Below are 25,270 nucleotides of genomic sequence, written 5' to 3'. Positions count from 1 at the left end.
CTAACCCACGATCCGGAACTCCTTGAACTCCCCCGTCGCCGAGGAAACGTCTGATTCCACATTCTCCACCCTGCCTGGAGCCCGTGGTGAGTTCAGCCAGTCCAGGAAACGGCCAACGTGCGCCGTGGACCCTTCGGCCACGAGTTCCACAGAACCGTCGTAACGGTTGCGGACCGTGCCGGTTAGAAGGAGTTCGTCCGCTTTTCGCGCCGTCCAGTACCGGAATCCGACGCCTTGAACCACGCCGCTCACGCGAGCCGTGAGCCTGACAGCCTCGTTGGCAGGACCAGCGTGCGTTTCTGGGGACTCAGCCATGGACCTAATGTAACCCCCGGAATCTCCCTGCGTCAGGACGTCCGTTTGCTCCAAGTCCCAACTCCAACTTGGAGCAAATTTGGAGTTGGGACTTGGAGGAACCTGGAACTAGGCCGTCACGATATCGTGCGTCGCGTGGCTGTACGTGAAGGTGACAGTGCCGCCGTCGTGGTTTAGCTCGTGGTTGGCGCCATCCCGGACCCCGAACGCACCATAGTTCTCGTCCCAAGCGCGGTTCAGCGCGATCTTGTAGGTATAGAAACCAGCCGGCAGGTCGGCGGTCAGCGTCCATACCTGGACCAGGGGGTTGAACTCCATCTGGGCTTCGTCGTACTGGGGAGCCCAGTCTTCCGGAGCGCCAAGGATCTTGTTGAAGTCACCGGCAATAGCGACGGCGTCCGGCTGCGGCAGGGTCTCGACGGCGGGAGCCGCCGCTGCCTTGGCAGGTGCCTTACGCGTGGGAGCCTTCTTCGCGGCAGGCGCAGCCTTGGAGGTAGCGGCAGCCTTGGTGGTGGCAGCTTTGGCCGTGGCAGCTTTACTGGCGGCAGCCTTCGGAGCAGCAGCCTTCTTTGACGTAGCCGCACGCTTCGTCTTGGCCTTGGCGGGAGGGGCCGTAGGCACGGGAACGTCGGCTGGTACCGGCGTTCCGGCGTCGAGGGCCTCCGCGAAAGCCGAAACGTCAGGGAAGGCGACAGTCGCACGCAAGCCGTCTTCCGGGATGGTCCAGCCCGAACGCCCCTTGACCAGCCAGCCGGCCTTGACCAGCTTGGCCGAAGCCGACGTCAGGGTTTTGTGGCCGCGGGGAATGCCCCCACTGAGAAGTTCAGCCTCATGGTCGTTGAAAGGAACGCGTCCAATGGCCTCTGCCAGGACTTCCCCTGCGTTCAGCGTGGCTCCAGACCATACGCCCTCAGCAAGGATGTCCAGTACGGCCTTCAGACGAAGGTTGGTGTTCTCGGCGGTGTTCGCGCCCATGCTTCTCCTTCTACGGTGGATAATCCCTTGCAGTTTGCCAATGAATTGTTAATTCGCGCGACTGATATTGGTAAACACCGTGTGTCGTGACCGAGTGTGACATCCCGGCGGCCGGAAGTGATCGACGGGTCTCGGCTGGACCACCAAATTTAGGGTTTAGTGCCCTGGAACGGACGCCTTGACCCACTCCGTGACTTCGTCCAGTAATACTGCTTTCCGGGCGTCGCTCGCGAACGAGGACCGGATCGAGTTTGCCGCCAACGTGGCCTGCTCCGGCACCGAGAATTCAAGGACCTTGGCCAACTGCTCGAAGTTGTCGTCCACATAGCCGCCAAAGTAGGCGGGGTCGTCCGAGTTCACGCAAACGTTCAAGCCGATCGCGAGCATGTCCGGCAGCGGGTGATCTGCGAGCTTGTCCACCGCGCGCAAGCGAACGTTGGACAGTGGGCAAACCGTCAAGGGCACTTGCTCGGCGACGAGCCGCTGCACAACGTCCGTGTCCTCCATGCAGCGGATTCCGTGATCGATCCTCTCCACATGCAGCACGTCCAGGGCCTCGGTGATGTAGGACGCCGGTCCTTCCTCGCCCGCGTGCGCGATTCTCCGCAACCCGGCGTCGGCGGCGCGCTGGTACAGTCGCTCAAACTTCGACGGCGGATTGCCCACCTCTGCCGAGTCCAGCCCGATGCCGACGATGGGGGCGTGCATCGCCAGGAGCTGGTCCAGTACCTCGAGTGCGGAGTCCTCGGACATGTCCCTGAGGAACGCGGCAATCAGGAGTGTCGAAACACCGAAGTCCTCCTCCGACGTCGCCAAGGCGTTGGCCATGCCGTTGACTACAGTCTCAAGCGCTACTCCCCTGGATACGTGCGCCTGCGGATCCATCATGATTTCCGCGTGGCGCACTCCCCCGGCAGCTGCGCGCTGAAGATAAGCGCGGGTCATGTCAGTGAAATCCTGCTCGGTCTGCAGGACGGCCATGTTGGCGTAGTAAAGGTCAAGGAAGGACTGCAGGTCCGAGAATTCGTACTTCTCACGCAGTTCTTCGATGTCTTCATACGGTAGTTCGATACCGTTGCGTTCGGCCAGGGCAAAGATCAGCTCTGGCTGGAGAGTCCCTTCGATGTGCAGGTGCAGTTCGGCAACCGGGGGCGCCGTCGTCGTTTTCTCGCCAAAAGTTTCCACTCGACAACTCTAGGCCCCATCCGTGTACGTGTCCCGGAGCACTCAACTTGGTTCTTCGCCGCGGGACCCCCAAACTGAAAGGATGCAGACTTTCCTCCCTTTCGCCGATTTCCGTGAGAGCGCCGCGGCGCTCGACACCTCAAGGCTCGGCAAACAGCGCGTCGAAGCCCTCCAGGTCCTCCGCGCACTGGTCATTCCGGAGTACGGTTGGCAGCAGCACCCGGCCGTCCGTATGTGGATGGGCCACGTCCCGGCGCTCACCATGTACGGCCTGGCAATGGCCGACGAATGGATCCAGCGCGGCCACCCGGACAACACCCGTGGCAACATCGCGGAGTTCGCGCCGCAGGCTGCACACCCTGATTACGCCTCCCGGATCATCATGCCGCCGTGGCTGGGCTACGAGGACCTGCACCTCAGCCATCGCTCCAAGCTCATCGGTAAAGACCCCAAGTTCTACGGGCGGATCTTCCCGGGCGTCGAAGAAAAGCTCGAATACGTGTGGCCCGAGCCCATGCACGAATTCCACCCTGAAGACCCGGAAGACGACCGTCTCTGGATCCTGCGCGCCAATGTGGAGGACATCCGGCCGGAACAGCTCACCACGGTGAGCATGCCCCCGCACGGCAAGGCCAAGCAGGGGGCTGCTGTTTCCGATACCGATGAGTACCAATTCGTGTACGCGGAAGAGAAGTCCCGCCGCCAGCTTAAGGGCCCCAAAAAGCGCCCGGCCAAGGTGCTCGAGAAGAAGCCCACCCGGAAACGCCAGGCCCAGGAAGCTGCCTTCAACACGCTTCCCGGCAAGACCGAGATCGCCGTCCCGTTCGACGGTGGCCAGACCTTCGCTGTCGGATTGATTCATGGACGGCCCATCACGGTTGAGGGCAAGTTCGCCCGCAACTTCGAAGTAACTGACGTGGTCAAGCGCTCCGATTTCGATTACCCGGCGCTCCTCCAGGATCCCCGGGTGTTCTTCCCGATCCCCGCGCCCGTCAAGTAGCCGGGCAAGTAAGGGCGAGGGAGGGCAATGGATTTCCAGCACATCATCGAAGTGGTGGGCCGGTACATGGACTTCGCCGGCGTGGCAGTCATGGTGATCGGGGCCTTGGTCTCGATCCCACTCGCTTTGCGCGGCTACCAACCGAACCGCGCCCGCGGCCTAGCCCCGTTTTCGCCGTACCGTGCCTACCGGCAACTGCTGGGACGCTCCATCCTCCTGGGTCTTGAGCTCCTTGTGGCAGCCGACATCATCCGGACCGTTGCCGTGACGCCCACGTTTGAGAGCGTGGGCGTCCTGGCGATCATCGTGCTGATCCGCACATTCCTGAGCTTCTCGCTTGAGCTGGAGATCACCGGCCGCTGGCCGTGGCAAAAGGAGAAGGAGCCCGACGGCGGCACGTCCGTTCCGGATGGCTCGTCCGTGCCGTCGTAGCGCGGGGTTTGGCTACTTCCCGAGCCCTGCCCGACGAAGAGCCTCCGCCATGGCTGTATTGGCGGGAGCCTGGGTCTGCTGTGGCTTGCCCTGACGCCGGTCACCCTGCCGCCCCGCCTGGCCACCGCCGCGCTGGCCCGGCTGGCCACCTGATCGCTGCCCTCCAGCATCGCGTGCGCCCGAGTTACCGCTGCCTGAGTTGCGTCCACCGGAACTGCGGCCGCCCGGCGTACCGGGTTCGTCGTCGAGCCTCAACGTCAGCGAGATGCGCTTTCGCTCGGGATCGGCTTCGAGCACCTTCACCTTGACCACCTGGCCTGACTTCACAATCTCACGGGGGTCGGAGACGAACTTGTTGGACAGGGCTGACACATGGACCAATCCATCCTGGTGCACTCCGACGTCCACGAAAGCACCGAACGCGGCTACGTTGGTGACGGTGCCTTCCAGGATCATTCCGGGCTTGAGGTCGGAGATCTTTTCAATGCCCTCGGAGAACGATGCCGCTTGGAACGCCGGACGGGGGTCGCGGCCCGGCTTCTCAAGCTCGGACATGATGTCCTTGACGGTCGGCAAGCCGAAAGTGCCATCCACAAATGCCTGCGGATCCAACGCTGTAGCTGGTCCGCCGCCTGCCGCCACCAGGATCTTACGGGCCACCGAGTACGCCTCGGGGTGAACGCTGGAAGCATCCAACGGCTCCGCTCCCCCAGTGATCCGAAGGAAGCCAGCGCACTGTTCGAAGGCTTTCGCTCCCAGCCGGGGTACCTTCTTGAGATCGCTGCGCTTGGCGAACGGGCCATTCTCATTGCGGTACGCAACAATGTTTTCGCTCAGCAAAGGTCCCACGCCAGCCACCCGGCTCAACAGGGCAGGCGAAGCCGTGTTGACGTCCACGCCCACGGCGTTCACACAGTCTTCAACCACGGCATCCAAGGAGCGGTCCAGCTTGGCAGCCGTGACATCGTGCTGGTACTGGCCCACGCCGATCGATTTGGGTTCGATCTTCACAAGTTCGGCCAGGGGATCCTGCAGGCGCCGGGCAATGGAGACAGCACCGCGGAGCGATACGTCCATGCCCGGGAGTTCGGACGCTGCCAGGGCCGACGCCGAGTACACTGAAGCCCCGGCCTCGGAAACCACGAGCTTCTGGACCCCCTTGGAACCTGCGGCCTCAAGGGACTTGATGAGCTCGGTGGCCAGCTTGTCCGTCTCCCGGGACGCTGTGCCGTTGCCAATAGCAACGAGTTCCACGTTGTACTGCTTGGCGAGGCGACCCAGCGTGGCCAAGGCTTCATCCCACTTCTTCACAGGCGCATGCGGATAGATGGTGTCCGTGGCAACAACCTTGCCGGTGCCGTCCACCACTGCGACCTTTACGCCGGTGCGGAGTCCCGGGTCCAGGCCGAGCGTGGACCGATTTCCGGCCGGTGCAGCCAGCAGCACGTCGCGAAGGTTTGCAGCGAAAACGCGCACTGCTTCATCCTCAGCATCAGCAAACATACGCGCGCGAAGGTCCGTGGTAAGGCGGTCCAGGATGCGCCCGCGCCAGGCGAGCTGGGCCGTCTGGGTGAGCCACAGATCGGCGGGACGGCCGTGGTTGGCGACCCCAAGGCGCTTGGCCACAGCGTTCTCATAGCGGCTGCGTGCGGCGGCCAGGGCGTCGTCGTCGGCGGGGTCTGCTTCGGCGAGGTCCAACTCAAGTACGCCGTCCTTCTCACCGCGCAGAAGCGCGAGCACCCGGTGCGATGGCATGCCGGAGGGCACCTGCGTGAATTCGAAGTAGTCCTTGAATTTCTGGCCTTCGGCCTCCATACCCTTCTTGACGCGTGAGACCATGCGACCCTGCTTCCAGAGCCGCTCGCGCAGGTCCTCCGCGAGGTCAGGGTCCTGGGCAACGCGCTCCACCAAAATCGCGCGGGCGCCTGCGAGCGCGGCGGCTGGGTCCTCAATGGAGTGCTCGGAGTTGAGGTACTTGGCGGCCTCGGTTTCCGGATCCAGTTGTGGGTTCGCGAGCAGGGCATCGGCCAGGGGCTCCAACCCGGCTTCGCGGGCAATCTGGGCCTTGGTGCGGCGCTTCGATTTGAAGGGTAGGTAGATGTCCTCCAGCCGCGCCTTGGTATCGGCACCGACGACGGCGGCCTCCAGTTCCGGCGTCAGCTTTCCCTGCGCTGCAATCGCCTCAAGAACGGTCTTCCGCCGCTCTTCCAACTCACGCAGGTACCGAAGGCGTTCCTCGAGATCGCGCAATTGAGTGTCATCGAGCGTCCCGGTGACTTCCTTACGGTAGCGGGCGATGAAGGGCACGGTGGATCCGGCGTCGAGCAGTTCCACCGCGGCTTTGACTTGCCAGGCCTTGACCCCGAGTTCTTTGGCGATGAGGTCATGGATGGCGGAGTCGGCAGACTGGTGTTGGAGAGATTGAGTCACCCTGACAGTTTGCCTCACATGACCGACAGTTTTCAGGTCCGGGTTCCGGAAGGCCTATGCCCGGAGCGCTGTTAGTGCTGTAGTTGGACCATGCAGGAACTGCTCATCATCCTTCAGGACGGGTTTGTTTCCGATGACGTGAGCGTGACCGTCAACGGCAAGGAAGCTGTGTCCGAACGGGATGTGTCCACCAAGATGCTGTTGGGAATGGCCGACGAAATCACGGTGGAACTGCCGGCGAAAGGCGCCACGGTGGGTGTTGAAGTCCGCAGCAGGAAGCTCAGCGCAACGAAAAAGCTCGCGGGTAAACCCCGGAGCCTGATCGTCTCGATAGAAAATGACGAACTCGTCCTGCGCGAAGGAACGGGCCGCGAGGCGTTCCTCTAACGGGGAGCGCTTCGCGGCGGCTGGATTACTTCCTGCAGGATCAGTAAGAGCCGGTTTGCTGCTAGTGGGACATATGCTCCTTGGCGGAGATGTGCTCCACCATTTCGCCGACGCGCTGTTCTGCGTAGTGGTTGCGGGCAATATCTCCCTGGCTGATGATGCCTACCAGCTTGTGATCCTTGATGACGGGAAGACGGCGAACCTGATGCTCTTCCATCATGGCGATGGCTTCGTCAACGTTGGCATCCGCGTCAACCCAGTACGGCTTACCGGTAGCGAGGTCGCTTGCCCGGACTTCACGGGCGTCCTTTCCCTCGGCCAGACACTTGACCACGATGTCGCGGTCGGTGATGAAGCCGGTGAGCTTGCCGTCATTGCCGCAGATGGGAAGTGAACCGCAGTCCAGATCCCTCATGAGCCTGGCGGCATCTTCGAGAGTTTTGTCCTCGGCGATGCATTGGGCATCCGTCGTCATGAATTCACGTACGACACTCATGGGTCCTCCTTCATCGAATGGGGTTCACCGACGCGGGGTCCTTCGGCTCCGACGCCGATGATGCCAGCCTACGCTTGGCTACTCCGGCTGACTAGGCGATCCGGCAGGTTACCGAACGGAAAATTATGGCAGCACCCTAGATATAGTCCATTCGGTGGAGTATTCTCTTTCTGGGTTACACACGGCTTCTGGGCTTGGCCACTCTCACCCCCTTTGGGACTCCCCGCATGCATCGCCCCGCCCTGAACCGTCATGCCGTCCAGCTGGTTCATCCAGTGATGGGCGAACGCATATTGACTGCTTGCAGAGCGAGAAAGATCCTCACATGGACACCCCCAACGTCCCCAGCACCCACTACAACCCTGTCCCCGGCAATCCCAGTGAAATCCCGTTCCCGCCCTCTCCCGGGCCTCAACCCAATCCGTTGTCGTGGCCGTCGGAAGATTGGTGGAGATGCTGGCGCTCCGCTCCCGTCAGTGGCCGCTATGAGGGCAACCAGGCAGGCAATGGCCCTGTGGGCAGCGCACTGGACCTCCGTTTGGACGTCGATCCGCGGAAGGCCGTGGAATCCCCGGTGCTGAACAAAGTCAGCGGCGATCTCTACAGCACCCGTTGGGTCAAAACTGGTGGCGTAAACCAACTCGTGAAGACCTATGTGGAGTCGTGGATCGTGGACGCGCCCGTAGTCACCATGACCCACGCGGACGCACGCATTACTGGAACGGTCCGCTATTGGAAAGGCACCCATCCCGTCACCACGGTGGAAATCGTCGTGTCATGGGCCCATGGAGCGATAACCGGCGCGGTTGCCACGTTCACGGCAGGCGGCGTTGCCGGGCAGCCATACGCGTGCGCCTACCGCTCAGACTGTTTCCGCGATATAAACCTCGAACTCGACTACTGCACTTCGGTGGACATCGAGCCCAAAGCTCCCGTATACAACAGCCACTCACACAACAACCGCCCTGCGGACCTCGCCAACCGGACCATCACCATAGAGTCCTCGTACCGCGACGCGGGCGTCGCCGTCACCGTCGATCCCATCCACACCGTGATCGATGACAGTGCTGCCGGCTTCGCTTCCTGGAACGTCGGCGAACTTCACGATGCCATGGAGACCTCGTTCGGCAAGTTCAACGCCGGATGGCCTGCCTGGAACTTGTGGGGCGTGCAGGCCGGCCTCTTCGACACCGCCGGAGTTGGTGGCATTATGTTCGACGCCGCTGCAGGCTTTGGCGGCGCCGGTCGCGGTCCGGACCGCCAGGGTTTTGCGGTGTTCCGCAACCACTCCTGGTTCACCAACCTCGTATCCAACCCCACCACCCAGGATCAGGCCTGGGCGATGCGCCACTTCCTGTACACATGGGTCCACGAGGCAGGGCACGCTTTCAACTTCCTGCATGCGTGGGATAAGGCCAGGCCGGATTCCCTGTCCTGGATGAACTACGACTGGAAATACGATCAGCGCAACGGCACCGATACCTTCTGGGGCAACTTCCGGTTCCGGTTCGACGACGACGAACTGCTCCACATGCGCCATGGCGACCGTGCATCCGTAATTATGGGTGGAGATCCGTGGGCTTCCGGTGGGCATCTGGAATCCCCTGCCGGCGCCATGACCGTCTCCGGACCGGGCAGCGATATTGAACTGACGCTCTCAGCCAAGAGCCACTTCGACTACATGGAGCCTGTGTCCATTGAATTCCGCTTGCGGAACACCAGCGATGTGCCAGTGGTGGTGGATGGCCGCCTGGATCCCAGGTTCGGAAACACCACCGTCTACGTGCAGAAGCCCAACGGAACCGTGGTTCTGCACGAATCCGTGGTCTGCTTCTATGGCCTTCCGGAACCGGTGACCCTGGAACCTGCCGCAGCGGCCACGAGTGATGACAGCGACCGCTACAGCCAACTGGTCCAGTTGGCATATGGAGTGCAAGGCTTCGCTTTTGACGAGCCCGGGCAGTACTTGGTCCGCGCCATCTATTCGACAGACGGCATAGTCCAGGCGTCCAACACCTTGCCCTTGCGGGTCGGCTTCCCGGTCACACGGGAGGAAGATCGGTTCGCACCCGAGTTCTTTACCCGGGAAGTCGGTCTCACCCTGGCGTTTGAAGGTTCGATGTCGCCCCATCTGAGCAAGGGCCTGGACGCCCTTACGGAGGCAGCCGAGCGGTTCGGCGGCGAGCCTTTAGGCGTCAAGGCGGCTACCGCCGTCGCGCAATCCGTGGGAGATGACTTCTATCGCCGCAAGGAAGACAAAATGGTGAAGCACCATAGCGCCGACCCTGAGCGGGCACTGGCGCTGACCGATGCCGGGCTCGCGAGCTACCAGAAGGCCAGTGGTGCGGCGAACAATCTGGCGTACCGGAAGCTCGTGGAACTGCGGACCGAACTGCATGTGAAGGCGAACGACACAGCAGCCGCAAAGTCAGAGGTGGAGACCCTCGCCAAGGACCTGGGCTCCCGCGGCGTCAACCCCACAGTCCTGGCCCAGGTCAAGGAACTGATTCCATCAACTCCGGCGGCCCGTTCCCGCCGGTCGGCTCCGAGGAAGCCTGCCAAATAGTCGTCGGATGACCGTTTGGCATGTGGCTCCTCCGCAGCCGGCGACGGCGGCACGCTCCATCGCTCGAAAAGGTGGGTGCCGCCGTCGCTCCTTTAAGTCGTTGCAGCTATTCGGCGATGTCCTCGGCCCACAGTTCAGGGTGTTCCTCCTGGAAGGCGCGCATCATGTCCACGCAGCGGGGGTCATCGAGGACAACCACGTCAACGCCACGCGAACGCAGGAGGTCGAATTCGCCCGGAAACGTCTCCGCTTCGCCCACCACGACGCGCGGAATCTTGAATTGGATGATGGTTCCCGTGCACATCGCACACGGCGCCAGCGTGGTGTAGAGGGTGGTGTCCCGGTAGCTCTTTTGGCGTCCGGCAGCCCGAAGCGCAGACATCTCGCCGTGGGCTATGGGGTCTCCGTGCTGGACCCGTTCATTGTGCCCACTCGCGATGACCTTCCCACCTCGGGCCAACGCGGCGCCAATAGGAATGCCGCCCTCGCTGAGACTCTTTTGCGCGGCCTCGTAGGCGGCTTCGAAAGCGGGATCGGCGGTGGTACGTGCTGATTCAGTCATGGGTGCAGTCTAAATTGTCGGGGGCCGCTGATAGCTTGGCTTCATGGTCCACTTCGCAGTGGTTCATCCGGCAACAGGGAGTAGGTTACGGTGTTCTTTCTCGATTCGGAGATAGCTGGCGCGCCGCAGGATTTGGTGTTCTCGGCCAGCGATCTTGTCATCGCTGCCACCTGCGAGTACCAGCTGCTCCGGAAACTCGACGAAAAGCTGGGCCGCTCCCCCAAGCCCGACTTCGCGGCCGATGCCATGCTGGAGCGCACCGCCAAGCTTGGCGATGTCCACGAGCACCGGGTCCTGGACGAGTTCGTGGATGAGTTCGGGCTGTGGGACCCTGCCACGGGAAAGGGCGTTTACGACGTCGTCCCCGCCTCCGACATGGACCGCTCCACCCTTTTGGCCAAGCACGCAGAATCCATCCACGCCTTGCGCTCCGGAGCGGATATCGTGTTCCAGGCCGCGTTCTTCGATGGCCAATTCCACGGCCGCTCCGACTTCCTGGTGAAGCGTTCCGCGGGCCAGTACGCAGTCTTCGACACCAAGCTGGCACGCCACGCCAAAGTCACAGCGCTTTTGCAGCTGGCAGCCTACGGCGATCAGCTCCTTCAGGCCGGGATAACACCGGATCCCACAGTCACGTTGGTCCTGGGCAACCGGGTGCACAGCGATCACCCGCTCGCGGAAATTCTGCCGGTCTTTAAGGAACGCCGGGAACGTTTCCTCCGCATGACCGCCGCCCATATGGCTGCTTCAGGACCCATCGAGTGGGGCGACTCCCGTTTCTCCGCGTGCGGCCGCTGCGACTATTGCGCCGAGCAAGTACAACTGCACCGGGACCTCCTGATGGTTGCCGGTATGCGGATCAGCAAGCGTAAGAAGCTGATGGACGCTGGAATCACCACCATCGACCAACTGGCTGCATTGCCTGCGGTCGGAGACCCAACGCTGCTGCGCCTTCGCGAGCAAGCCCAGCTCCAGACGGGGACGGGAACCCCCGACGGCACGGTCAAGTACACCGACAAAGCCGGGGAAGCCAAAGCAGTGAGCTACAAGGTGCTGCCGGAGAACACCCTCGGCAGGCTCCCCACGCCGGACCCTGGGGACATCTTCTTCGACTTCGAGGGCGATCCCCTGTGGCAGGACCCAGCCACCGGCAAATGGGGTCTCGAGTACCTTTTCGGAGTCATCGAAAACCCATTGGAGCCTGGCGCTGAGCCCGTCTTCCGCCCGTTCTGGGCGCATTCGAGGGCTGAAGAAGGGCAGGCATTCGTGGACTTCCTGGAGTACGTCGCCAAACGCCGCGCCAGCTACCCCGGCATGCACATCTACCACTACGCGGCTTACGAGAAGACGGCGCTCCGCAACCTGTCGCTGACGCACGTGATGGGCGAGACCGCCGTCGATGACCTCCTGCGCCAAGGTGTCCTGGTGGACCTCTACGACACCGTCCGGCACAGCATCCGCGTATCCGAGAACTCGTACAGCATCAAGAAACTCGAGCCCCTCTACATGGGCCAGCACCTGCGTTCCGGCGATGTCACCGACGCCGGAGCCTCCGTTGTTGCCTACGCGGACTACTGCACTGCGCGGGACACGGGCAACGCCGGCCAAGCCGCCGCCATCCTGGAGAGCATCAGGGACTACAACGAGTACGACTGCCTCTCGACGTTGGAACTGCGCAACTGGCTCCTGGCCCGCGCCGCCGAGCGATCCATCGTGCCGGGGGGCTTGGTTGATTCGGGGGATGCCGCCGACGCCTCCCAGCGCGCCGAACCGCCCAAATACGAGGCTGCTCCGGAAGAAAGCGCCCTGCTGGACTACGTCGCTGCGCTGCCGGAGGAGCAACGGCTGTCCCCCGATTCCCGGGCAATAGCGATGGTGGCAGCAGGCGTTGGATATCACCGGCGTGAGGACAAGCAATATTGGTGGGGGCATTTCGACCGCTTGGAGAAGCCAGTGTCCCAGTGGGAGGACGGGCGTGATATTTTCACGGTGGAGCGGGCTGTGGTGCAGCAGGAGTGGGCGAAACCAACCCCTCGCAGTAACCCTGTCCGGATCGTGAAACTGCTCGGCCGTTCCGGCGACGGAGCAGGATTGGAACCGGGCAGGACCTATTTCCGGATGTACGAATCTCCGCTGCCGGAGGCTTTGGCTGCCAACGAATCGGTGCTCGGCCGGGCGGGTTGGAGCAACACTAAGATCATCGAAGTCGGCGAAGATGGAGATTTCGAGTCGGTCACCATGGCCGAGAGTCTTCGCAAAGACTCAACCGAGTTCAGCCAGGTACCGATGGCACTGACTCCAGACGCCCCCATTGCCACCAAAGGGCAGAGGGCAGCGCTTGCAGAGTTGGCCAACAGGCTCAGGGATTCGCTGCCGGAATGGCCTCAGGATCCCGCATTGGACCTGTTGCGCAGGAAGCCCCCAAAACTGCGTAGCCTGGAAGCTCTGCCCGCCGTCGGCCGGGGTCCTGATGGCTACATCGACGCCATCACTGCTGCGGTGAAGGATCTGGACAACTCCTATTTGGCGGTCCAGGGACCTCCTGGCAGCGGAAAAACTTTCGTCGGTGCCCACGTCCTGGCCCGTCTGGTGGAGCAGGGATGGAAGGTCGGGGTTGTGGCGCAGTCCCACGCCGTAGTGGAACACATGCTCTGTGCTGCCGTGGAGAAGGCGGGCGTCGATCCTCAACGGGTGGCCAAGGAGGTCAAGCACGGCGACCATGTGCCGTGGTCGCAATGCGCCAAAGCTGACGTGGAGGACGCATTGTCCAAGCCCGGCGGAGCCCTGATTGGCGGGACAGCCTGGACCATGGTGGGAAGTTCGATTCCGCCAGGTTCGCTGGACTTGTTGGTCATCGACGAAGCCGGCCAGTTCTCCTTGGCCAACGCTATGGCCGTCAGCCGGGCCGCCAAGCGGCTCCTGCTTCTGGGAGACCCGCAGCAACTGCCTCAGGTCACGCAGGGCAAGCACCCGGAGCCGGTAGATGAGTCAGCACTCGGTTGGCTGTCCGATGGATACAACACCTTGCCACCGGAACTTGGATACTTCCTGGCCCTGTCCTGGCGCATGCACCCTGCCCTGTGCGATGCGGTTTCGGAGCTCTCTTATGACGGCCGCTTGGAAGCAGCACCCGCGGCCTCCGTGCGCCATCTAGGCCATGCGGAGCCCGGGATTGCTTGCGTATACTTCCCCCACACCGGCAACTCCACAAGCTCGCCCGAGGAAGCCGCCGAGGTTGTCCGCCAGGTACAGGCGCACGTGGGCCTGCCGTGGACTGACCCGTCTGAATCGCCAGGCAGCCGGCCTCTTGAAGAAGCCGACATCCTCGTGGTCGCGGCCTACAACGCCCAAGTGCAACTCATCAAGCACGAGCTCCGGGCAGCGGGGTTGGCAAAAGTGCGGGTAGGTACCGTAGACAAGTTCCAAGGTCAGGAAGCGCCTGTGGTCATTGTGTCCATGGCTGCGTCCGCAGCGGGCGAAGTGCCGCGTGGCATGGAGTTCCTGCTGTTGCGGAACCGAATCAACGTGGCGGTGTCGCGCGGGCAGTGGCGCGCCGTCGTCGTGCGTTCGCCCGAACTGACCAACTACCTGCCTACGCATCCGGAGGGCCTGGAAAACCTTGGCGGCTTTATTGCCCTCTGCCAGCGCGCGGGTGCCTAGGTGCGTCCTGAACCACCCGCCTCCCCGCCCAACTGGGGGACAGATAACGCTCCAGTGAGGGCTCAGAGGAGCGCTATCTGTCCCTTAGTTGGGAAGGAACAGTAGTTGCGACGGCTAGGGCCTCGTCCAACACGCGGCCGAAGTTGGTGGCGTCGTGCGCGAAGCGGCCCAGGAAGAGTCCGGAGACACCGTCCAGCTGCGGCAGCAGGCCCGGTTTCGCCGAGCCGCCATAGATGATCGGCATCTCGCCCAGCCCTTGCTCGCCGAGCAAAGCGCGCAGCTCACGCACCACCTCGGAGACATACACAGCCGCTGCTGGTTCCGCAGCACCGATTGCCCACACGGGTTCGTACGCGATCACCATGCGGGAAGCCACCGACCAGTCCCCGGACAGCGCTGCCTTAACCTGCCCGAACACGGCATCGGCGGCAGTTCCAGGTTCACCCACCACAGCCTCCCCCACACACAACAGCGGCGTGAGTCCGACGTCGACGGCGGCACGCACCTTCAGTGCGATGACAGCGTCGTCCTCACCGAAGTGCCGCCGGCGTTCGGCGTGGCCGATCTCCACCAGGCCAACGCCCAGCTCCGCAAGCATCGATGGTGAGACTTCGCCCGTCCATGCGCCGTCCGACCAGCCGCAGTTCTGGGCTCCGAGAACCAATGGCGAGCCCTCAATAATTCCCGAAGCCGCGGGCAGAACGGGGAACGACGGGATCACGAACGGGACCACCCGCCCGGCCTCCAAGGCCGGACGGGCGTCCACTTCTGCAACCAACTGCTCCAACCACTCCAGGCTCTGTGAATAGCCCATGTACATCTTGGTACTGACGCCGATGTATAGGATGTCGGCGTACAAGGTCTCGGCAGTGACAGCAGCGCTCACGCCTACTTGCCCAGCAACTCGTCGGCTTTGTTGCTGAAGGCCCGGGTGCCGAACATCATCAAGGCAGCCAGGAACGGCAGGACACCCAGGGCGTAAACCCCCATTGTTCCCGTGTCCGAGGCTGTCACTTGGTTGACAGTGGTGCGCAGGATCGGCGCCACAAAACCGCCAAGGTTGCCAAGCGAGTTGATCAACCCGATACCCGCAGCTGCGGCTGTGCCCGTGAGGAACGCCGTCGGATATGACCAGCAGATGGGACCTGTCGACAGGAAGCTGGACACCGCCAGGGTGATGAAGATGATGCCGAGCGCCGGCAGGTGGTTGGCCCCGGCCCAAGCTGAACCAAAGATGCACAGGCCGGTTGAGATGAACAGGGCGGTGCCCCAACGGCGGCGACGTTCCACCGTGTTTGCCGCTTTGCCAACGAAATAGCAGGCAAAGATCCCGAAGAACCACGGAATAGCAGCAAGGAGTCCGACGGCGAGCCCCACTTTTTGGCCGGTGAGCTGAGATACCTGCTGGGGAAGATAGAACGTGACACCGTAGACGGCAACCTGCAGGCAGAAGTAGATGGCCGTGAAGTACCAGACACGGCCGTTGCGCATGGACGCAAGGACGCCGCGCGGACCTGATTCTTCCTTGACGGTGTCCTCCAGCGCCATGACGTCGATGAGCGAGGCTTTCTCTTCCTTGCTCAGGAATTTCGCGTCCTGCGGGCTGTTGATGAGGAAGAAGTACGCTGCGATGCCCGCCAGGACAGCCAACATGCCTTCGACGAAGAACATGACCTGCCAACCAGCGACGCCCGGTACTTGGTCGCCAATGTTGATGAGCCAGCCGGAAAGCGGCGCGCCCATCATCTGAGAGAAAGGCTGGGCCAAGTAGAAGATGGCAAACATCTTGACGCGGACTTTGTTGGGGAACCAGGCGGCGAGGAACATGATGACGCCCGGGAAGAGCCCTGCCTCGGTAACGCCCAGCAGGAAGCGGAGGATGATGAACGACGTTTCGCCCTGTACAAAGGCGAAACACGCCGACACTATGCCCCAGGTGATGGCGATCCGGGCGAGCCAGACCTTGGCTCCGAACTTGGTGAGCAGCAGGTTGCTGGGAATCTCGAACAGTGCGTAGCCGATGAAGAAGATACCGGCACCCAGCGCGTAAGCGCCCGCTGTGATGCCTTTGTCCACCCCAAGGGCAGCTTCGGCAAAACCCACGTTGGTGCGGTCAAGGAATGCCACCACATACAGGATGACGAGCATGGGCATGAGCCGCAGCGAAGCCTTGGATATGGCCGACTTCAGAATCGGCGAATCCAGCAACTCCTTGGTGGAAGTCGAGGCAACAGACATTGAAACTCCTCTTTGAGCAATCAGTTGGGGTTGTGATGGCTAAGTCAGCGCGCCATCAGCGCGGGAAGAAAATGAGCACCATGCCCACGGCGCAGGCAAGGATGCCCAGGGCAAGGTAGATTTTGCGTTCTCTGGTCCAGGCCTTCATCTCGTCAAAGTCTTCATTGCCGGCGACCTAGTGCATGTACAGTCCGCCATCCACATTCAGCGTCTGGCCGGAGATGTATCCGGCGTCCTCGCTGATGAGGAAGGCGATGGCGGCGGCGATGTCACGGGTGGAGCCCACCCGGTTCACCACGAGGTCCTTGGTCAGCTCGTCCTTGCGCTCCTGGCTCAGGGTGCCGCCCATGATGTCGGTGTCGATAGGGCCGGGCGAGATCGCGTTGACCGTGATGTCGTATTCGCCAAGTTCGCGGGCCGTGGCGCGGGTCAGGCCGATCACGCCTGCCTTGGCCACCGAGTACGGCGTTTTGGAGAACGTGCCGCCGCCGCGCTGGGCCGAGACTGAGGAGATGTTGACGATCCGGCCGATCCGGTTCTTGACCATGGACTCCGCCACGCGCCGGGTGGCGTAGTGGACCCCGTTGAGGTTGATGTTCAGGACGCGGTCCCACTCGGCCGGCTCGAGTTCGAGGTAGCCGATAGGCGAGCTCACACCGGCAACATTCGCCAGGGCGACGATCTGGGGCAGCTCGGCTTCGAGCTCGTCGATGGCCGCCCGGACCTCGGCTTCGCTTGCCACGTTGGCGCCGACACCGTGTGCCTTGACGCCATATTCCGCGGCGATTTCCTTGGCTGCGAGCTTGCAGGCGGCGTCGTCGAGGTCGATGATGCCGATGTTCCAGCCTTGGGCGGCCAGGTAGTTGACGGTGGCACGGCCGATGCCGCGCTCGGAAACGGCGCCTGTGACGATTGCGGTGCGTTCAGCGGGGAAAGTCATGTGTTTTCTCCTGAAAAGAGGGTTAGTTGATGGGGGCCGGGCCGAGCTCTTCAATGAGCTTCTGCATGGCGACGTAGGCCTTGTTGCGGTAGGCGATGAGTTCCGGAGTACGTTCGGCGGGGACGTTGAGGAAACCTGCGCCGGTCTTGGTGCCGAGCTTGCCTGCTTCGACGAGGTCCGAGAGGATCTTCGGCGTCGCGAAGCGTTCCGGGAAACCGGTCTGCAGCGACTTGTAGCAGAAGTTGTAGACGTCCAAACCGGCCATATCCGCGATGGCGAACGGACCAAAGAACGGCAAGCGGAAGCCGAACGTCGTGCGGACAAGGGTGTCGACGTCGTCCGCTGTTGCGATGCCCTGCTCCACCAGCTGTGCCGCCTCGTGGAACAGCGCGTACTGCAGGCGGTTGAGTACGAAACCGGTGACGTCCTTCACGACGGCGGTCTGCTTGCCGGCCGCGTGTACGAGGTCACGCGATGCGGACACCGTTGCTGCAGCAGTACCGGCATGGGGAATGACCTCGACACCCGGGATGAAAGGCGACGGGTTGGAGAAGTGGACGCCCAGGAACCGTTCCGGATTGGTCACGGCTTCGGCAAGTGAAGCAATGGAAATCGTGGACGTGTTGGAGCCGATCAGGGCATCCGGACGGGCCGCAGCGCTGATCCGGGCGAGCGTCTGATGTTTGATTTCCAGAACCTCGGGGACGCATTCCTCAATGAAATCGGCGTCGGCAACAGCTTCCTCGATGTCCTTGGCAGCCCACAGGTTCTGCTTGAGGATCTCCGTGGAACCTTCAGGGAACAGGCCATCGGCAATGAACTGGTCAGACTCAACCAGGAGGCGGTCGTAGTTCTTCTGCGCGACCTCAGCGGAGACGTCGGCCAAAGCCACGCGCGCCCCGCCGAGCGCCAGGACCTGGGCGATCCCACCGCCCATGTAACCGGAACCGACGACGGCGATCTTCCGGGCTGCGTTGTTGGCGGAACCTTCGGCTGCTTCAGAAATGGTCATGATCAAACTGCCTTCGTGTAGTCGGGCTCGTACGAGCAGATAGCGTCCACCTTGGCGGCGGAGGATGAGGTTTCGTCGAAGCGGTGGTTGAGCCACTCCCCTACGAGCTTTTTGGCCAGTTCCAAGCCAATCACCCGTTGGCCGAGTGTGAGGACCTGGGCATTGTTGCTCAGCACGGAGCGTTCCACGGAGTAGCTGTCGTGGGCCGTGACGGCTCGGATGCCGGGGACCTTGTTGGCCGCGATGGCCACGCCAAGGCCGGTGCCGCAGATCAGGAGCGCACGGTCAAACTCACCATCGGCCACTTTGCGGGCGGCCTCGACGGCGACGTGCGGATAGGCGGTGGAGTCGTTGAAGCCAACGCCGACGTCAGTCACGGACGCGACACGCGGGTCGGCATCCAGCAGTGCCACAAGGGCCTGCTTGTATTCGACTCCGGCTTCATCATTGCCGACGACGATGCGCCAGCCTTGGGTGTTGCTCATGCTCAGGCTCCGTTTCCGGCCGTTGCCGCTGACGCAGCGGTGGCCAGTTGTGAATCGATGAATTGCGAAATCCTGGCGGTGATCAGGCCAAAGGACACTGCTCCGGGATCCGGGTGTCCAAGGCTCTTCTCCGCAAGGGGTCGGGCCCGGCCCTTGAGCGGACGCAGATCTGCGGTCTTTGCGGCAGCGGACTCAGCGGCCGCAGCGGCAACTGCCAGCGCCCGGTCAACCGGAGCACCTCCGTCGAGCTCTGTCAGGAACGCGTCCCGGAACGGGAGGAGCGCGTCCACCATGGTCTTGTCCCCGGGGTCGGCCTTGCCGAGTTCGGTGATGGCGTCCGCGAAGGCTTTGACGGCTGCGGCCGCGTCCCTGGACGAATACGATTCGCGGTTGCCGAGCGCCTGCCCTGCCGCGATCACGGCCGAGCCCCACAGTGCTCCGGATGTTCCGCCGGCGCGTTCGCTCCAGGCCTCGCCCGCCGCTGCAAGGACCCGCGATACGGAGGAACCGGACGCTGCCCCTCCCGCGGCGGCTGCGGCGTCCACGCCACGACGCATGCCGATGCCGTGGTCGCCATCGCCGGCGATCGCATCCAGCTTGCCGAGCTCCTCTTCATGCTCGACGACGACCTCCCGCACCTGGACGAGGATGGCAGCGGCCTGCCGCCCGAGTTCGGCGGCAGCCACGGTGGACTGTTCGACGGCAGCCGTTTCGGCGTCGTCGACTGTTGCCTCAGCGCGAGGTGTGCGCGGTGCCATGCTGCCTTTACGGAAAGCGGGAGTATCCGCGGGCGCAGCCCAATACTGTTCCAGTTCCTCATCCAGCCACAGCAGCGTCAGCGAGAGTCCGGACATGTCCAGGCTGGTCACCAGCTCGCCGCACTCGGGTTCAACAACCGTGAGGCCGGCGGCGGTGAGCAGCTTCTCCACCTTGCCGAACAGCAGGAATAGTTCGTCGTACTTCACGGTGCCCAAGCCGTTGACGATGGCCACCACGCGGTCCCCGGCGTCGTCGGGCTTGTCCGCCAGGAGCTTGGAAACGAGGAGTTCTGCCAGCTCAGAAGCAGTGGGCATCGGGTGCTCGGAGATACCAGGCTCGCCGTGAATCCCCAGGCCAAGCGACATCTGGCCGGCCGGGACATGGAACAGCGGATCCTTGGCGCCGGGAAGCGTGCAGCCGTCGAAGGCCACACCGAGGGAACGCGTGCGGTAGTTGGTCTTGATGGCCAAACGCTCGACGTCGTCAAGGTTCAGTCCCGCTTCTGCGGCGGCGCCCGCAATCTTGAAAACGGTGAGGTCCCCGGCAATTCCACGTCGCTTTTCGAGTTGGTCGATCGGGGCGCTGGCGATGTCATCGGTGACGGTGACTGTTCGGGTTTCGATGCCCTCGGCGTTGAGCCGGAGCTGGGCCTGCCCGAAATGCAGGACGTCGCCGGCATAGTTGCCGTAGCTCAGCAGCACGCCGCCACCGGCGTTGGCCGCCTTCGCTACGCGGTACACCTGACCGGCCGCCGGGGAGGCGAACATGTTCCCGCAAGCGGAGCCCGTTGCCAGTCCGGGGCCCACCAGCCCAGCGAATGCCGGGTAGTGTCCTGATCCGCCACCCACCACCAGCGCTACCTGGCCTGACGGGACCTCCGTGGAGCGGACCACGCCACCATCGACGCGTGCGACGTAGCCGCGGTTGGCAGCCACGAAACCGTCCAGGGCTTCATCGGCAAAGTCTGCCGGGTTGTCGAAAATCTGGGTCATTTCCTAGACTCCTGCGAATTCGGCTGCGGGCTGCTGGCGCCCCTGCGCAACTTGGCTCTGGCCGAGCGCGTAGCCGTCCGTCTTCGGGAGGACATGGCGGCGCAGGTAGTCCTGGTTGCTGGCCGTGACGCTGAGGCCGTCGCCGCCGTAGTGCTCGGTGCAGAGGATGCCTTGGAAGCCGACGGACAGTGCCACTTTGAAGGCTTCGCGGTAATTGATGAGCCCGCTTTCCATCGGAGCCGGCATGGTGATGTAGCTGTCGCGGGCAACGTCTTCATCGCGGATGTAGTTCTTCATGTGCCAGTAGTTGGAGTAGGGCAGCGTCTTGGCCACCATCTCGCGCCAGTCCTCGATGGGCCGATGCAGGCGGATGAGGTTGCCCAGGTCCGGGTTGAGGCCGACGTTGTCCAGGCCAATGTCTTGCACCAGCCGAACGGACGAGTCTGCGGTGCCGAGGTAGGTGTCCTCGTACATTTCCAGGGAGAGGAGGATGCCGGCGTCCGCTGCGTGCTTGCCGAGTTCACGGATGCGGGACACTGCGTTGCCCCACGCTTCCTTGTCCCCCACGGGGTCCTTGTAGCCCTCGACGGTCCAGAACCACAGCTGCTTCTGCTGCTCCGGGGTGATGGCCTGGTGGAGGCCGAACGAGACAACTTCGCAACCGAGCTCGGCGGCGGCGTCGATGGTTCGGTGGCTGTACGCGAGGTTGTCTGCCCAGTCCTGGGTGTGGATGACGCTGCGGCGGATGGCCGAGATGACCGGCACGCCGATGCCCACTTCGTCAGCGGTCTGCTTGAACTCGGCCAGGCGCCCCTTGCTGAGGTCGCCGGGACGGACCCAACTGTCGGTCAAGTCCGCGTTGGCGAAACCCGCGTCCTTGACTTCCTGGAGGACCGAAGCCCAAACGGAAGCATCGGCGTCGTTGATGTGCTGTCCCGCAGCGTCGGTGCCGGGGAACTGCAGGAGGGCCGCGGTGATGGGCCAATTCTCGGCGGTATACGCCATGATGATCACTCCTTCGTGGAATCCTGTTTCCTATAGGATTTACGAACCGGATGAAGCTGTCAACCCTTTGAGTGAAACTTCCTAGATCCTATATGTCTTACATATGACTGTGAAGGGGCTCACTGCGGGCAGGAAAAAGGCCCGCCGCATCAGCGACGAGCCTTCGTTTAAGCAGCGGTTGTCAGTCTTCCGGCGCGTCAGCCATAGCGCGACCCCGCACCTTTTCCACGTGATCGACCATTGCCTCCGCGGCTTTCTCGGGATCTCCACTGGTCATCGCGTCCAGCACGGCCTGGTGCTCAGCGATAGCCTGCTCCGCATCCGTGATGCCCACTCCCCCAAACAACCGGAAGCGCTGGATCTGCCCGCCCAGCGTGTTGTATGCCGTGAGCAGGAACTGGTTCTTGGCTTGGGCTGCGATCAGTTGGTGAAAACGCTCGTCAGCCTCAAGGTAGCTGCGGTACTCAGCGAACGTGCCACCGCGCGGGGCAGTCTTGAGGTCCTCGACCGCTTGCCTCAGCGCGTCCAAGCCTTCCGAAGTCATGCGCGAGCAGGCGAGGCGGGCATTCACGGGCTCGATGGACAGCCGCGCCTCCATGAGTTCAGCGAAATCCTCGCGCGTAAACACGGGGGCCACTCGGTAGCCCTTCAACGCCACGCGCCGCACCATGCCCGTGTGCTCCAGGCGCGCCAACGCTTCACGCACCGGAGTGGGAGAAACGTCCAATTCCCGTGCCATACCGTCGATGCTCACTGCGGCCCCGGGTTCGAGTCGACCATCCATGAGCCACTCGAGGAGGGCTTCATACACGTGGTCGGCCAGCACTTGGCGGCTGACGGGAAAGCCGGGGCGGGCAAGAGCCGGCGAAGGTTCAGACATGCCACAAATCCTATAGGAAGCAGCACGACGTCGGCACTCAGGTGAGTGCCGACGTCGCGCGCCTTGCTTGAGGTGCTGCTCTTTAGTTCGCGTAGAACGGGTAGTCCGTGTAACCCTCGGCGCCGTCCGCGTAGAACGTCGAAGCGTCCGGTTCGTTCAGCGGCAGGCTTTCACGCCAGCGGCGGGCAAGGTCCGGATTTGCGATGGCTGGGCGGCCAACCACAACGGCGTCGGCGAGACCTTCTTCGATGATGGCGAAAGCTTCATCGCGGGTAGTGATCTCGCTGAAGCCGGTGTTGACCAGGAAAGTGCCGTTGAAACGCTCGCGAAGATCCTGGACCAGCGCACCCTTGGGCTCGTGGTGCAGGATGCTCAGGTACGCGAGGTTGAGCGGGGCGATGGTGTCCACGAGGACCTCGTAGGTTGCGCGTACGACTGCGGCATCCGTCTCCGCGATGCCCTGCACATTGTGTTCGGGGGAGATCCGGATGCCCACGCGGTTGGCGCCGAGCGCTTCCACCACGGCATTGACCGTCTCGATCACGAAGCGGGCGCGGTTCTCCGGGGAGCCACCGTAGCTGTCCGTGCGAACGTTCGAGTTGGGCGCCAGGAATTCGTGCAGCAGGTAACCGTTGGCGGAGTGCAGTTCGACGCCATCGAATCCTGCCTCGATCGCGTTCTTGGAGGCAGTGACGATCTCCTGAATGACGGACGGCAGCTCGTCAGTGCGGAGTTCGCGGGGCACCGGGTAAGGCTGCTTGCCATGGGGCGTGCGGACGTCCCCTTCAATGGCCACGGCGCTGGGGCCGACGATCTCGTGACCACCGGTGATGTCGGCGTGTGAAACACGCCCACCGTGCATGATCTGCGCGAAGATACGTCCGCCTTCCGCGTGAACGGCGTCCGTCACCTTCTTCCAACCCGCAATCTGCGCCTCTGTGACCAGCCCGGGTTGCCCGGGGTAGGACTGGCCTGCAGGCGTCGGGTATGTACCCTCGCTGACAATCAGCCCGAGGGAAGCGCGCTGACGGTAGTGCTCCGCGATCAAAGAACCCGGCACGCCCTGGACGCCGGCGCGAAGACGGGTCAGCGGCGCCATCACCAGTCGGTTGGGAAGTTCGAGCTCGCCGAGGGCCAGAGGGGAAAACAGCATGCGCAGTTCCTTTCAGAATGAATGAGGTTCACTCCTTGGCAACTGTGCAGCGTCTGCAACTATTCCGATTGAGGGTCAGATCACACCTCACCGTGCCCTGATCTCCCGCATTGCCTCGTCGAAGCACTCGCACAGGGCTAGCACCGCAACAAGATGGGCTTCTTCGGCATGAGGTGGATCCGTGTCAATGCAGATGGCTTCATTGACAGCCTGGGCGAGGTCCTTGGATTCCTTGCCGGTCAGGGCCCACACCCGCGCTCCCGCGGATTTTGCGGCGGCAGCCGCATCCCGGAGATCGTCCGTGATCCCCTTGGCGGCCAGCAACACCACAATGTCTCCGCGTCGCACCAACTGCGGAATCTGGCCGCTGATGCTTCCATCGGCCCCGCTGCCGGCCTCCTTGTTGACCGATATGGCCTTGAAGACCGCGCCATCGCCGGGCGAGCCATCGTTGGCATCGTGGGCGGCAAGCTCGGTAGCGAACCTCTGTGCTTCGTGAGCAGAGCCATCACTCCCGGCAGCGAACACACTGCCGCCCCGCAGCCGGACACGGGCCAACTCCTCGCCCCATTCAGCGAGCCGCGACGATTCGCGGCGCAAGGCCGCAACGGCCGGACCGATCTCACCCAAATGGCCCAAGACAACGTCCACTGCATGCCGGTTGTGCTTCGAATCCGCTGCACGCAGCGCCTGGCCGGTCCGTCTCACCACGATGCTCACTTCCTGCCTCCCTATCCCCTGTACTTACACGTTCCTGTCGCCTTCCCGCGGAGAGCCATCGCGAGGACGTACGTCCCGTGTCGCAGAGTCCCGCAAGGGCTCTTCCCTTACTACCCCGTCGCCCGCGGAACGATCCCGGGTCATGCGTTCCCCACCCGCGTCCTGCGCACGGACGTCATCCGAACGATTCCGGTCTGCGTCGTTTTCCCGATCGCGGTCCGTCTTGACGTCCGGGTCGACTTTGTCGGCATGTCGCAGATTCTCCTCGACGCGTCCGCTCGCTTCATTTGCTTTCTCCGCGTGGCGCTGTGCTTCGCGCCGGAGCCGATTGGCCTCGACTTCCGCCTGAACCGCAGCGGCCTCGGCCTGGGCAGACTGTGCTTTAGCTTGGTGCGCACCCACAGCTTCCTGGTCGGCCTTTTCCCGCAGTTCCCCCGCCCGGCGGCGGTTGAGTTCGGTCTTCTTCTTGCGTCCTACGACTACCGCGATGATCACAGCAGCGACTACGACCACGGCCAACACGATGATCAATACCAATTGCCCTGTGTCCATGTGAATTGCCTCCCTCGTGGACGGCTTGTTATTGGGCGCCGTCCGTAGCCCATGCCCTGCCCGGTACTGAAGCTGTACCCATTTCCTCGTTCGTTCAATCCCCTTATTCCCCGGGCACCCTTGCCCGGGAAAACCTTGTACCTCAGCTTAACACTGGTAATCAGGCTACTTACTATGTGATGGCAACAGGTGGCTGTCGGCATCGTCCGCAGGGCCGCCGTCGTCGTTGCTTGGAAAGCTAGCTTCCAGTGGCCTCAGGGTGTTCCCTGGCGCGCTTCTCATCCGGCGTCTCGCCGCTCTCATCAGGGATAAACGTTGGGTCTACTTCCGTGCTGAAATCCCCCGTGCCGGGGCTGCTGCCGGAATGCCCGACGTCGGCACTCACCGGAGGTTGTTCGGCGTCAGCGGGTGCTTTGTCCGGTTCTCTTGGTTCTTCACTCATAGCTCAATGTAGGCCTGGCGTCCGGGCCTGTCGAGGCCACCGGAGTCCTTGTGTGCTGGTGCCAACTCTGCTTCGCTGGAAGGG

23 protein-coding genes are annotated in these 25,270 nt (G+C 62.9%); 5 read left to right on the top strand and 18 right to left on the bottom strand.

Annotation, left to right across the window (positions count from 1 at the left end; all coding sequences use genetic code 11):
- From LDN75_RS05445 to LDN75_RS05435, 3 genes are all read right to left on the bottom strand, one after another.
- Window positions 1-315, bottom strand: coding sequence for an acylphosphatase (locus LDN75_RS05445; RefSeq protein WP_223936144.1), 315 nt, complete (start codon window positions 313-315; stop codon window positions 1-3).
- A 108-nt stretch (window positions 316-423) separates the two neighbouring features.
- Complete coding sequence (locus tag LDN75_RS05440; RefSeq protein WP_223936143.1) at window positions 424-1,290, bottom strand: glycosidase; 867 nt, start codon at window positions 1,288-1,290, stop codon at window positions 424-426.
- Between the two features lie 156 nt (window positions 1,291-1,446).
- On the bottom strand, window positions 1,447-2,475 hold the full coding sequence (locus tag LDN75_RS05435) for an adenosine deaminase (RefSeq protein ID WP_223936142.1): 1,029 nt from the start codon (window positions 2,473-2,475) through the stop codon (window positions 1,447-1,449).
- Window positions 2,476-2,557: 82 nt separating this feature from the next.
- Here LDN75_RS05435 and LDN75_RS05430 point away from each other — a divergent pair, with 82 nt between their 5' ends.
- A complete protein-coding gene (locus LDN75_RS05430) occupies window positions 2,558-3,475 on the top strand; it encodes an MSMEG_6728 family protein (protein ID WP_223936141.1) in 918 nt (305 codons plus the stop codon).
- Window positions 3,476-3,502: 27 nt separating this feature from the next.
- On the top strand, window positions 3,503-3,907 hold the full coding sequence (locus LDN75_RS05425) for a DUF1622 domain-containing protein (protein WP_223936140.1): 405 nt from the start codon (window positions 3,503-3,505) through the stop codon (window positions 3,905-3,907).
- Between the two features lie 12 nt (window positions 3,908-3,919).
- Here the strand turns inward: LDN75_RS05425 and LDN75_RS05420 are convergent, their stop codons facing one another.
- Complete coding sequence (locus LDN75_RS05420; RefSeq protein ID WP_223936139.1) at window positions 3,920-6,337, bottom strand: Tex family protein; 2,418 nt, start codon at window positions 6,335-6,337, stop codon at window positions 3,920-3,922.
- A gap of 90 nt (window positions 6,338-6,427) precedes the next feature.
- Between LDN75_RS05420 and LDN75_RS05415 the strand changes: the two genes are divergently transcribed.
- Window positions 6,428-6,724 (top strand): hypothetical protein, encoded by a 297-nt coding sequence (locus LDN75_RS05415; RefSeq protein WP_223936138.1) that lies wholly within the window; start codon window positions 6,428-6,430, stop codon window positions 6,722-6,724.
- Window positions 6,725-6,785: 61 nt separating this feature from the next.
- Here LDN75_RS05415 and LDN75_RS05410 read toward each other — a convergent pair whose 3' ends face one another.
- On the bottom strand, window positions 6,786-7,220 hold the full coding sequence (locus LDN75_RS05410; protein WP_223936137.1) for a CBS domain-containing protein: 435 nt from the start codon (window positions 7,218-7,220) through the stop codon (window positions 6,786-6,788).
- 325 nt (window positions 7,221-7,545) lie between these two features.
- Here LDN75_RS05410 and LDN75_RS05405 point away from each other — a divergent pair, with 325 nt between their 5' ends.
- On the top strand, window positions 7,546-9,786 hold the full coding sequence (locus LDN75_RS05405) for a hypothetical protein (RefSeq protein WP_223936136.1): 2,241 nt from the start codon (window positions 7,546-7,548) through the stop codon (window positions 9,784-9,786).
- A gap of 106 nt (window positions 9,787-9,892) precedes the next feature.
- Here the strand turns inward: LDN75_RS05405 and LDN75_RS05400 are convergent, their stop codons facing one another.
- The gene (locus LDN75_RS05400) at window positions 9,893-10,348 is read right to left on the bottom strand and encodes a nucleoside deaminase (RefSeq protein ID WP_223936135.1); all 456 of its coding nucleotides are present in this window, start codon (window positions 10,346-10,348) and stop codon (window positions 9,893-9,895) included.
- A 90-nt stretch (window positions 10,349-10,438) separates the two neighbouring features.
- On the opposite strand from LDN75_RS05400, the gene LDN75_RS05395 reads away from it, so the two are divergent.
- Window positions 10,439-14,008 carry a bifunctional RecB family nuclease/DEAD/DEAH box helicase gene (locus LDN75_RS05395; protein WP_223936134.1) on the top strand — a complete coding sequence of 1,190 codons (3,570 nt, stop codon included), beginning with the start codon at window positions 10,439-10,441 and terminating at the stop codon, window positions 14,006-14,008.
- 73 nt (window positions 14,009-14,081) lie between these two features.
- On the opposite strand, the gene LDN75_RS05390 is transcribed toward LDN75_RS05395, so the two are convergent.
- The 12 genes from LDN75_RS05390 to LDN75_RS05335 all read right to left on the bottom strand — a co-directional run bounded on the left by LDN75_RS05390 (window position 14,082) and on the right by LDN75_RS05335 (window position 25,186).
- Complete coding sequence (locus LDN75_RS05390) at window positions 14,082-14,828, bottom strand: triose-phosphate isomerase family protein (protein WP_263422378.1); 747 nt, start codon at window positions 14,826-14,828, stop codon at window positions 14,082-14,084.
- A gap of 68 nt (window positions 14,829-14,896) precedes the next feature.
- Complete coding sequence (locus LDN75_RS05385; RefSeq protein ID WP_223936132.1) at window positions 14,897-16,246, bottom strand: MFS transporter; 1,350 nt, start codon at window positions 16,244-16,246, stop codon at window positions 14,897-14,899.
- A 175-nt stretch (window positions 16,247-16,421) separates the two neighbouring features.
- Window positions 16,422-17,186 carry an SDR family oxidoreductase gene (locus tag LDN75_RS05380; RefSeq protein WP_223936131.1) on the bottom strand — a complete coding sequence of 255 codons (765 nt, stop codon included), beginning with the start codon at window positions 17,184-17,186 and terminating at the stop codon, window positions 16,422-16,424.
- Window positions 17,187-17,208: 22 nt separating this feature from the next.
- Window positions 17,209-18,198 carry a 3-hydroxyacyl-CoA dehydrogenase family protein gene (locus tag LDN75_RS05375; protein ID WP_223936130.1) on the bottom strand — a complete coding sequence of 330 codons (990 nt, stop codon included), beginning with the start codon at window positions 18,196-18,198 and terminating at the stop codon, window positions 17,209-17,211.
- Window positions 18,199-18,200: 2 nt separating this feature from the next.
- Window positions 18,201-18,683 (bottom strand): ribose-5-phosphate isomerase, encoded by a 483-nt coding sequence (locus LDN75_RS05370; protein WP_223936129.1) that lies wholly within the window; start codon window positions 18,681-18,683, stop codon window positions 18,201-18,203.
- Between the two features lie 2 nt (window positions 18,684-18,685).
- Window positions 18,686-20,434: a dihydroxyacetone kinase subunit DhaL gene (gene dhaL / locus LDN75_RS05365; RefSeq protein ID WP_223936128.1), complete on the bottom strand. Its 1,749-nt coding sequence runs from the start codon at window positions 20,432-20,434 to the stop codon at window positions 18,686-18,688.
- A 3-nt stretch (window positions 20,435-20,437) separates the two neighbouring features.
- Complete coding sequence (locus tag LDN75_RS05360) at window positions 20,438-21,439, bottom strand: sugar phosphate isomerase/epimerase family protein (protein ID WP_223936127.1); 1,002 nt, start codon at window positions 21,437-21,439, stop codon at window positions 20,438-20,440.
- A gap of 181 nt (window positions 21,440-21,620) precedes the next feature.
- Window positions 21,621-22,319: a GntR family transcriptional regulator gene (locus tag LDN75_RS05355; RefSeq protein WP_223936126.1), complete on the bottom strand. Its 699-nt coding sequence runs from the start codon at window positions 22,317-22,319 to the stop codon at window positions 21,621-21,623.
- An 82-nt stretch (window positions 22,320-22,401) separates the two neighbouring features.
- On the bottom strand, window positions 22,402-23,472 hold the full coding sequence (locus tag LDN75_RS05350) for an alkene reductase (protein WP_223936125.1): 1,071 nt from the start codon (window positions 23,470-23,472) through the stop codon (window positions 22,402-22,404).
- 87 nt (window positions 23,473-23,559) lie between these two features.
- Window positions 23,560-24,192 (bottom strand): SIS domain-containing protein, encoded by a 633-nt coding sequence (locus tag LDN75_RS05345; RefSeq protein ID WP_223936124.1) that lies wholly within the window; start codon window positions 24,190-24,192, stop codon window positions 23,560-23,562.
- Between the two features lie 24 nt (window positions 24,193-24,216).
- Window positions 24,217-24,744 carry a hypothetical protein gene (locus LDN75_RS05340; RefSeq protein ID WP_223936123.1) on the bottom strand — a complete coding sequence of 176 codons (528 nt, stop codon included), beginning with the start codon at window positions 24,742-24,744 and terminating at the stop codon, window positions 24,217-24,219.
- A 238-nt stretch (window positions 24,745-24,982) separates the two neighbouring features.
- Window positions 24,983-25,186 (bottom strand): hypothetical protein, encoded by a 204-nt coding sequence (locus LDN75_RS05335; protein WP_223936122.1) that lies wholly within the window; start codon window positions 25,184-25,186, stop codon window positions 24,983-24,985.
- Window positions 25,187-25,270: the final 84 nt, after the last annotated feature.

The sequence above is a fragment of the Arthrobacter sp. StoSoilB5 genome, from assembly GCF_019977235.1.
Classification (GTDB): domain Bacteria; phylum Actinomycetota; class Actinomycetes; order Actinomycetales; family Micrococcaceae; genus Arthrobacter.
This window is presented reverse-complemented; position numbering and strand designations above follow the sequence as displayed.